At 46.9% G+C, this 9712-nt stretch carries 9 protein-coding genes and 1 tRNA gene; 6 read left to right on the forward strand and 4 right to left on the reverse strand.

The genetic code is table 11. The annotated features are described in order from the left end of the window. The 6 genes from ONB24_11485 to leuS form a co-directional block, all read left to right on the forward strand. Positions 1-390, forward strand: a 390-nt coding sequence (locus ONB24_11485) for a GHMP kinase (protein MDZ7316739.1), incomplete at its 5' end; no start/stop codon positions are given. A gap of 5 nt (positions 391-395) precedes the next feature. Beyond that, positions 396-998 carry an HAD family phosphatase gene (locus ONB24_11490; protein ID MDZ7316740.1) on the forward strand — a complete coding sequence of 201 codons (603 nt, stop codon included), beginning with the start codon at positions 396-398 and terminating at the stop codon, positions 996-998. Between the two features lie 19 nt (positions 999-1017). Beyond that, a complete protein-coding gene (locus tag ONB24_11495) occupies positions 1018-2244 on the forward strand; it encodes a DegT/DnrJ/EryC1/StrS family aminotransferase (GenBank protein ID MDZ7316741.1) in 1227 nt (408 codons plus the stop codon). A gap of 35 nt (positions 2245-2279) precedes the next feature. After that, positions 2280-2846, forward strand: coding sequence for an elongation factor P (gene efp, locus ONB24_11500; GenBank protein ID MDZ7316742.1), 567 nt, complete (start codon positions 2280-2282; stop codon positions 2844-2846). A gap of 76 nt (positions 2847-2922) precedes the next feature. Then, positions 2923-2995 (forward strand) — tRNA-Ala (locus ONB24_11505). Between the two features lie 104 nt (positions 2996-3099). Continuing rightward, entirely contained in the window at positions 3100-5550 is a 2451-nt protein-coding gene (leuS, locus tag ONB24_11510) for a leucine--tRNA ligase (GenBank protein ID MDZ7316743.1), read from the forward strand. 99 nt (positions 5551-5649) lie between these two features. Here the strand turns inward: leuS and ONB24_11515 are convergent, their stop codons facing one another. From ONB24_11515 to ONB24_11530, 4 genes are all read right to left on the reverse strand, one after another. Further along, positions 5650-7017 carry a tetratricopeptide repeat protein gene (locus ONB24_11515; protein MDZ7316744.1) on the reverse strand — a complete coding sequence of 456 codons (1368 nt, stop codon included), beginning with the start codon at positions 7015-7017 and terminating at the stop codon, positions 5650-5652. 73 nt (positions 7018-7090) lie between these two features. Beyond that, a complete protein-coding gene (gene galE, locus ONB24_11520; protein ID MDZ7316745.1) occupies positions 7091-8119 on the reverse strand; it encodes a UDP-glucose 4-epimerase GalE in 1029 nt (342 codons plus the stop codon). A 37-nt stretch (positions 8120-8156) separates the two neighbouring features. Beyond that, the gene (locus ONB24_11525) at positions 8157-9401 is read right to left on the reverse strand and encodes a ribonuclease H-like domain-containing protein (GenBank protein MDZ7316746.1); all 1245 of its coding nucleotides are present in this window, start codon (positions 9399-9401) and stop codon (positions 8157-8159) included. After that, the coding region (locus ONB24_11530; protein MDZ7316747.1) for a DUF1998 domain-containing protein at positions 9389-9712 on the reverse strand (324 nt) is incomplete at its 5' end. The genes ONB24_11530 and ONB24_11525, both read right to left, overlap by 13 nt.

Genomic DNA, 9712 nt, shown 5'->3' on the forward strand with positions numbered 1-9712 from the left:
GGCGAAGACGTACGTTACTATTTGGGGCCTGTCAACAAGGATATACTGGCGCGGGCGCGGGAGGCGATCAATGATGGAGATGCCCGTAAAATCGGAGCCCTAATGACCGAAGCACAGCGCTTTTTTGATCACTTTATCGCTCCTGCATGCCCGACCGAGCTGTTATCGCCTAAACTTCACTTTGTTCTCTCCTCGCCGGAGTTGAAGCCTTATATATGGGGAGGGAAAGGCGTCGGCTCCCAGGGAGACGGCTGTGTACAGTTTATAACCAAAGGGCCGGAAGAACAAAAAATCGTCATGCAAAAGTTGGAAGAGCTCAACACCGAGCCCTATCCGCTGACGATCCGTGCTGCTGCTCAAAAACGTGAGAACAACCTAAACAAAGAGTAAATGATATGGCCTATCGGATGATTTTTTTCGACCTCGGCGGCGTTCTTGTCGACGTAAATGCGTCATCTTCTCTTGCACGACTCGGCGAGTTAAAGGGGTGGACGCTGGATGAAACGGCTTTCCATTGGAGCTTTTTCGAGCCCGTTACCTCGGCTTATGATGCAGGCAACTTGAATACAAAAGATTATCTCGAACAATTCAATGATTACTTCAAGTTGCCTTTGGAACAGGCCGTCGAGCTTTTTACCGACATTTTTACTTTGAACCTGGACACTGTGCGTATAGCCGAGCGTCTCAGCAGCAATTATTTGCTGGGAATCATCAGCAACACCAATCCGCTGCACTTTTATCGCATCATGAGCGATTTCTACGAGCTGCATATTTTTCAAGAACCTGTTACTTCATATTACGTCAAGTCCTTAAAGCCGGACCGCAAAATTTTCCAGGAGGCCTGTAGGCGGTTTGACTTGTCGCCCGAAGAATGCATTTTTATAGATGATCGTCAAGAAAATATCCAGGCAGCACAAGATATCGGCATGCATGGAATCCTTTTTGAATCGCCTATGAAATTAATGGTCGATTTATACCGAGCTGACCTAAAATTCTAATGAATGTGGAGGAACAACCATGTCGCATTTAGCGATTCGCGGCGGAAAACCGGTGCGCGAAAAACCGTTTCCTGTTTGGCCGGTGTGGGGAGATGAAGAGATTGAATACCTTACTCAAGTCGTCAAAAGCGGCAAATGGGGGAGTCTGCATGGAAAAAAGACGGCCGAATTCGAGCGCCGTTTTGCCGACTATCAGCAGGCCAAACACGGCATTTGCGTTAACAGCGGAACGACGGCGCTGCGTATCGCATGCACGGCTGCAGGCATCAATGTCGGGGACGAGGTCCTGGTGCCGGCCTACACCTTTATTGCTTCGGCCTCGGCAGTTGTGGAAGCCGGGGCAATTCCTGTTTTTGTCGATATCGATCTGGAAACGTTCAACATCGATTTGGCTTCCGCAGAATCGGTGTTGACTGCGAAAACAAAAGCCGTCATGCCGGTTCATTTTGCCGGGCGGCCTGCCAATATGACCGAAGTAATGGATTTTGCCTCGCGACATGGATTGACGGTTATCGAAGATGCTGCGCAGGCCTGGGGCGCAGAGTGGGAGGGAAGGCGCGTTGGGGCCGTCGGCACTGCGGGCTGCTTCAGTTTCCAGTCGTCAAAAAACATCAATGCCGGAGAAGGCGGCATCATCGTTACCAATGATGATCTGGTGGCAAAAATGGCGCGGGCACACGCCAATTGCGGCAGAAGCGAAGACGGATTGTGGTATGAACATTTTTATTTCGGCGGCAATTCGCGAATTACCGAGTTTCAATCTGCCGTACTTTTGGCGCAGTTCGAGCGTTATGATGAATTAAAAGCGATTCGCCAGAACAACGTTGCTTATTTAAATCAAAGACTTAAAGAAATTGAGGGTATTAAAACCCTTGCCGACGATCCCCGCGTAACGTCGCATGCCTGTCATTTATATATATTCCGATATCAAAAGGAATATTTTGCCGGTAAAAACAAAACAGTTTTCATTGAGGCGATGCGTAAAGAAGGCATCCCTGCCAGTCCTGGATATTCGTTGCCGCTTTATCGCCAACCGGTTTTTATGAAAAAGGCGTTCGGACCGCGCGGAAAAGCAATCGATTTGCCGGTTGATTACTCTCAGGTTGTATGCCCCTCAGTCGAAAAAGCGTGCTATGAGGAAGCAATCTGGCTGACACAAAATGTGTTATTAGGAACGGAACAAGATATGGATTCCATCGTGGAAGCCATTGCAAAAATAAAACAGTATGCAGAAGAACTCGAATAATTCGTAATTTCAATTTATAAGGAGGAATTGTATTCATGGCTGCAATTTCTGAATTTCGTCGCGGCATGGCGATACGCTTCAACAACGATGTCTGGATTATTACCGAATTCCAGCACATCACCCCGGGAAACTGGAGGGCAATGGTTCGTACAAAGCTAAAGAATGTTAAAACCGGCCGCGTCATTGAAAATACCTTTCGGATGACGGACGAGATCGAAGAGGTTCGGCTGGAAAACAAGGATATGCAGTTTCTCTACAAGTCCGATAACAACCTGTATCTGATGGACACCGAAACCTTTGATCAGATATTTATCCCTGAGGAACTTTTGGGCGATCAGCTGAAATTCTTGAAGGAAGGGGAGACGGTGACGGTATCCTTCATGGAAGATGTTCCCATAACCGCCGAGCTGCCCATGACGATCAATTTCAAGGTGATAGAAGCTGAGCCCGGAGTTCGAGGCGATTCAGCCACCAATTTGATGAAAAATGCCGTTATCGAAACAGGCGCCAAAATTCAAGTCCCTCTGTTTGTTGAAGCCGGTGATATCATCAAGGTCGATGTGCGAAACGGAAAATACTTGGAGCGCGTCAGCCGCGGTTGAGAAAAAACTTTTATCGGCAAAAGAAAAACTTGACTATTTACAAAAAAAGGGATATATTAAAGAACAACAAAAGGTTGGGGCTATAGCTCAGTTGGGAGAGCGCTTGAATGGCATTCAAGAGGCCAGGGGTTCGACTCCCCTTAGCTCCACAAAAGGCGTCCTTGCGGGCGCCTTTTGCATTTAAGAACTCGACGGTTCTTTAGTTAGTATCCACGTGAACGGACAGAAAGCTAACGAGGAAAGAGAGTAAACTATGATTCCTGCCTACGATCCTCGCAAAATCGAAGCAAAATGGCAAAAGATTTGGGAAGACACACGTCTTTATAAGACTGATTTGAACAAGACCGAGAATAAACTTTACGTTCTCGTCATGTTCATTTATCCTTCCGGCGATAAACTGCACATTGGTCATTGGTATAATTACGGACCGACGGATACTTGGGCCCGCTTCAAGCGAATGCAGGGGTATAACGTCTTTGAACCGATCGGCTATGATGCCTTTGGACTGCCGGCCGAAAATTATGCTATAAAAGCCGGCATTCACCCGGCTGTCAGTACGGCGAACAATATCAAAGTTATTCGCCAACAGCTGAAAGCCATCGGCGCCATGTATGATTGGGACTGCGAGATCGACACCAGCCAACCCGAGTATTATAAATGGACGCAGTGGTTTTTTCTGCAATTATACAAAAAAGGGCTTGCGTATCGGAAAAAAGCCGCGGTAAACTGGTGCCCGAACTGCGGAACCGTTCTGGCGAATGAGCAAGTCATTGCCGGAAAATGCGAACGGTGCGAAAGCGAAGTCATTCAAAAGGATCTTGAACAGTGGTTTTTTAAAATAACCGACTATGCAGAGCGCCTGCTCGAAGGACACAACCGTATTCAGTGGCCGGAAAAAACCATCACCATGCAGAAAAACTGGATAGGCAAGAGCACCGGCGCAACGATAAAGTTTCCCATAGAAAACAGCGATGAGGTTATTGAAGTTTTTACGACAAGACCGGATACGCTTTTCGGCGTCACCTATATGGTATTGGCGCCGGAGCATCCTTTAGTGGAAAAGCTCACGACGCCGGAGTGCAAACCTGCGGTCGACGAATACATCCTTCAAACCCGTAAGACGCGCGAAATTGAACGGCTGTCGACGGAACGGGAAAAGACGGGAGTGTTTATCGGCGCTTATTGCAAAAATCCGGTCAATGGTGAACGTGTACCGATTTGGATTGCCGATTATGTGCTGCTGACTTATGGGACCGGCGCGGTAATGGCCGTACCTGCGCATGATGAGAGGGATTTTCAATTTGCCCGCAAATATCATTTACCGATTCGTAAAGTGATTCTAAAACCCGGAACCAATGAGGCTGATGTACTTGACGATGCTTATACTGAACCGGGCATTATGATCAACTCCGGGCAATTTACCGGTCTGCCGTCCGAAGAAGGGAAACAAAAAATCGTCGAGTTCTTGAAAGAAAAAAACTTGGCAGATTTTAGGGTTGCCTATAAGCTTCGTGATTGGCTTATTTCTCGGCAACGATATTGGGGTGCCCCAATACCTATCATCTATTGTGAAAAGTGCGGCGAAAAGCCGGTGCCGGAAGACCAGCTGCCGGTCAAATTGCCGGAAAATGTCGTTTTTACCGGCAAAGGCACCTCTCCGATTGCTACCGCAGAGGATTTTGTCAATACTCAGTGCCCGTATTGCGGCGGCAAAGCCAAGCGAGAAGTGGATACGATGGACACGTTTGTCTGCTCGTCCTGGTACTACTTGCGCTATCCAAATCCACATCTGCAGGATAGAGCCTTTGATCCTGAATTGGTGAACAAATGGCTGCCGGTCGACCAATATGTGGGCGGAGCGGAGCACGCTGTCATGCATCTCTTGTATGCGCGATTTTTCACCAAGGTTCTATATGACCTCGGTCTCGTCAATTTTGATGAACCGTTCACGCGACTGGTACATCAGGGAACCATTACCAACAACGGCGCCAAGATGTCGAAATCGCGCGGTAACGTGGTTAATCCCGATAAATTTGTACAACAGTACGGCTCCGATACGTTTCGGATGTACATGATGTTCATGGGTTCGTATGAAGAAGGAGGAGACTGGAGCGACGAAGGGATCGGAGGCATACATCGGTTTTTAAATCGAGTATGGAGACTCGTCCATACAATCATTCAAAATCGTCCCCAAGGGTCCGAGGAGAAAGAATATTCAAAACTATTGCGACGTCAACACTATACAATCAAGCACTGCACGCAGTCTTTGGAAAATTTTCACTTCAATACGGCGATCAGTCGAATTATGGAGCTGGTCAATGAAATGTATCTCTATATTCAAAATGTACCGGCTAAGGAGCAAAATGTAAAATTGTACGAAGAAACGCTGCCGACTCTATTGCGACTGATTGCGCCTTTTTCGCCGCACATGGCGGAGGAATTGTGGGAGGCTGCCGGAAAACCCTACAGCATTTTCAACGAAAAATGGCCTGCTTTTGATGAAGAGCTATTAAAGAGTCAAGTTGTCAACTATGGCATTCAAGTCGACGGTAAAATTAGAGGCCAGATAGAGATCGATGCCGATGCAGGCGATCAGGAGGTTATTTCTTCAGCCAAAGAAATCGTAAAGAAATATTTAGAGGGCAAAGAAATAAAGAAAGCCATGGTCATCGGCAAAAAGCTGGTTGTATTTGCTACCAAATAAACGATAAGAAACAACAAGGGGAAAAGAAGGGGAGGATTAAATTTTCAAAGAGGATAAAAAACGACGTTAATATTAGACATAACTTATATTATGATTGATTCAACCGATAATTTCCGTAATCATCGCGCGTGCTTTTTCTTTCAACGGCGTTACTTGAGGCGACCACAATATTTCCTCTAAATGCTGCCGCGCCGACTCTCGCTGACCAATCCGCAGCAGCGCCTGCGCTAAATAATATCTCGCTTTTAAATTATTGTGATTTTCGCGAAGCGCTTCGTCGAACAAGTGAATGCTTTCAACATATTTTCCTTCATAAAATCTGGCGATGCCCAAAATACTTAACGTTACGCTGTCCCGTTTTCCCAAGTCAATCGCCCGCTTGGCTGCTCTTCCGGCAGATTCCGCTTCGCCGAAAGTATCGTAAATGATGGCCGCCTGTTTTTGCAGTCGACCTTTTGTCGGCGACAATTTGATGGATTTTTCGATGAACGAAACGGCTTCTTCCTTTTTGGCCAATCTTAGACAGCAAACAGCTGCACTCGCCAGCGCATGATCATCGTTAGGTACGCTTTTTAGATACGAACGATATTTTTCAAGTGCCTCAGAAAAATCGTTGTTCAGCATGGCTTGTCGTGCCTGAAGAAGCAGCTCGGCTGCTTCTTGATCTATTTGGGGTTCCAGCGGCGTAGCAGATTTGGCGACCGGCAGAGATGCCAACGTCTCCTGAGCAAGTTGGCCCAATCGTCCCGAGAAATCCAACTTGATGACCGCTTTGTAGTTTCTCACGGCATTTTCAAAATCCTCCAACTGCTCGTATGCCTTGGCAAGTCCAAAATAAGCTTTGGCTTCTTTCGGTGAAATAAGAACTGCCCGCTCGAACGCCTTGACGGCCTCGGAATGCTTTTTCTGAAGATTGCTGACGGCTCCCAAATTGATCCAGCCCGGCAAATAATCCGGCTTGAAAAGCAAGCCGATTTTGATGTAATGCTCGGCCTGCTCGTATTGTTTCTGCTTGGAATAAAGACTTCCTAACACAAACGCGGCACGATAGTAAATGGGACAATGATCGAGCGCTTCTTTTAAATGATTCAGACCTTTGACATACTGCTTGGTTTCGATGAGCGCCAGCCCCAAATTGTAATGCAGATCGGGGTCATGAGGATTTTCACTGACCGCTTTACGCCACAGTTCAGCTGCTCTTTGGAATTCTCTTTTTTTAGCTGCTTCGATTGCCTCCTGATGCCAGGCTTCGCTGTCTTTACTCAGACATTCCGTCGACCATTTGATTTCGCCTTCCTCTTCATTAATACTCGCCTCAAAGCGGATTGCTGATCCACGGAACTGCCTATAAATAAATGAGTTAATCTTGTCTTCTTTCGCCGCATCTTCTTGCAGCGTAGGAAAAAAATTAACCAGCTGCTGAACGGAAAACTTTGCTGAAATAATTTTCAATTTATCGTTTGCCATATTCTTTGTTGCCGTCATTTTTTCAAGAACGTTAATTTAATCAGCAAAAGTTTTGCCATGATTAAGGGAATTTTTATGCATCATATCCTAATGGATTTTTCATCTGCCAGTTCCACATATCACGGCACATCTCTTCCAAAGTGCGTGTGGCTTTCCAGTTTAGTTCCCGTTCCGCTTTTGAGGGGTCGGCAAAGCAAATCGCCGCGTCGCCTGGACGCCTGCCGACGATTTCATAAGGGATTTTTTTACCGCTGACCGCCTCGAAGGTACGCACAACCTCCAAAACAGTATGCCCTTTCCCGGTGCCGAGATTGTAGATATAAAGCCCATTTTGGTCGGCAATTTTCTCCAAAGCGCGCAAATGGCCTATCGCGAGATCAACCACATGGATATAGTCGCGAACGCCGGTTCCGTCCTGCGTAGGATAGTCATTGCCGAAAACTCTCAGCTTCGGCAGTTTGCCGACCGCCACTTGGGCGATGAAAGGCATGAGGTTGTTCGGTATGCCCTGAGGATCTTCTCCGATTCTACCGCTTGGATGAGCCCCAACGGGATTAAAGTAGCGAAGAATGACGATTCGCCATTCAGAGTCCGAAGCATAAAGATCCCTCAGAATTTCCTCGATGAACAGCTTGGTTCGTCCATAGGGGTTAACGGCTCCAAGCGGGAAAGCCTCGGTAATGGGTGAGGATTCAGGATTTCCATAGACGGTCGCCGAAGAACTGAAAACCAATCGCTTTACGCCGGTTTGCTGCATGATTTTCAATAAATTGAGCGTCCCTCCCACATTGTTGCGGTAATATTCCAGAGGAATCTGCGTCGATTCCCCTACCGCTTTGTAACCGGCAAAATGAATTACCGCATCAATCTGTTCCTTGGTAAAAACCTCTTTTGTTCCGACTTTGTCCGTCAAATCGACTCGGTAAAACGTAACGTTCTTGCCGGAAATTTCTTTGATTCTGTCAATAGCCGTCAATTTGCTGTTGGACAAGTTGTCGAGGATGATCACCTCATAATGACTTGCCAACAATTCAACGCAGGTATGACTGCCTATAAATCCGGCGCCGCCGGTCACTAGAATTCTTTTGATTTCCTTTTCCACGATCTCTACCTTTTTGCTGAATCTTGTTTAATTATCTTTACCAACTCGCTTGATTGATCTTTTGTCGGAGCCGCAACTTGCGTCTTTCCCATTCGTAATCACAAATAGCATCGGCCTGGTCAATATTGACAAGCAACGAGAGCATTTCATACCGCTTTTCAACCTGTATCATGAGTTCAAGAGCTTTACGATAATCTTTTGCTTTGTGCTCGTAAAACTTGGCCAGTTCTATACAGGCAATTTTGCCAAGCTGTCTCGAGCTCAAAAGCTGTTCGAAAAGCATATTGGACTCTCGAAACCGGTTCATTCGCTTGAGCAAAAGAGCTTTTTCCAGCAACAAGCGTTCATTCGCCGAGGTCGATTCGTCAATCGAAACAGGGGCTTCAGGTAAAAACTGTAACGCATCCTCCTCTTTTCCTAATTGACAATAAATTCGGAACATCCACAGCGGATCGACATGCGAAAGATTAGTCTCTCTTTTTGAAACCCGGCCGAGATATGCGGAAAGAGCGGCAAGGCTCAAAATATCCTGAACATTATGACGCAAGACGTGTAAAATTTCTTGAAAATCCTGCGATCGGAGATAGTCAAAATACACTTGGGGAATCGCCCAGCCTGGGATGTCATTAACGCGGTTATAGCGGAGGATGTTTGCCTCCACATCTGCTAACGCGCAGGAAGGCAGGCTCTTTTTCCACAATCTTCGCACAGGAATCAAAAGATCGATGTGCGGTAAAAGCTCTAAATCGCGAGTCTCTTTTCGGTTCAAAAGTAATCGTGTTTTTATAAGCGGCAGGTCGAAACTTTTTCCATTGTAAGTAATGAGGCAATTGGCGGCTGCGATTTCATCGCTAAAAGCCTCCAGAAACGCCTCTTCATGGCAAAAGTCGTTCATGAGCAATTGTTTGACGACAAATTCATCACCGTCAAGACGGCCTATGCCGATCAAGAAAACATACGTCCCGGTCCCTCCGGCAACGCCGGTGGTCTCCGTATCGATAAACAAGAGGTCTTGCGCCGTCAAGTTTTCGAATCCTTTAGCTCCGGCCATAAACGAAAGGACATTTGAGTCGATCAGCGCCAATTCTGACAGTTGCACGTTGCCGTAGAAAAAGCTTAGAGGATAGCTCTTATTCCGAATGAGGAGCTTGTTAGATTGCTTTTCAACAGGATCGATCGCGGGCTGCACCGGTTGGAATGAAACAACAGCGGAAGCCGGATGTTGTTCGATGCCGGTTTTTGCAGAGCGCAGCTCGCGCAGCTTTTCCTTTAATGACTGCATTGCCCCTCATGTATACGAACGACATGCTCCAGAATCACTCGTGCAACGCTTTTAGCTTGATCGCCGATCTCTAAGGGCGGACCGACGCAGGAAGGGCATCCGTTCCTACAGTTGCATGACCGGAGCAGGTTTAAAGCAGCTGAGGCTGCAAGCGGAAAAATGGAAAAGAGCTTTTTGCTGAGGCCGATTCCGCCGGGATAATGATCCCAAAAATAGATCGTAGGCCTGCCGTTGTAGGGCGAACGAACCATCGGCAAAGCCGAAAAATCCTTGCGATCGCACATTAAGAAAAAGGGAAGAAGATTCTGCAA

This window comes from candidate division KSB1 bacterium, assembly GCA_034505495.1.
GTDB lineage: Bacteria > Zhuqueibacterota > Zhuqueibacteria > Residuimicrobiales > Krinioviventaceae > Fontimicrobium_A.

Excerpts from the sequence above, each read along its gene's own strand:
- ONB24_11490 (MDZ7316740.1), top strand. The coding sequence starts at position 396 with ATGGCCTATCGGATGATTTTTTTCGACCTCGGCGGCGTTCTTGTCGAC.
- ONB24_11495 (MDZ7316741.1), top strand. The coding sequence starts at position 1,018 with ATGTCGCATTTAGCGATTCGCGGCGGAAAACCGGTGCGCGAAAAACCG.
- efp (MDZ7316742.1), top strand. The coding sequence starts at position 2,280 with ATGGCTGCAATTTCTGAATTTCGTCGCGGCATGGCGATACGCTTCAAC.
- leuS (MDZ7316743.1), top strand. The coding sequence starts at position 3,100 with ATGATTCCTGCCTACGATCCTCGCAAAATCGAAGCAAAATGGCAAAAG.
- ONB24_11515 (MDZ7316744.1), bottom strand. The coding sequence starts at position 7,017 with ATGGCAAACGATAAATTGAAAATTATTTCAGCAAAGTTTTCCGTTCAG.
- ONB24_11525 (MDZ7316746.1), bottom strand. The coding sequence starts at position 9,401 with ATGCAGTCATTAAAGGAAAAGCTGCGCGAGCTGCGCTCTGCAAAAACC.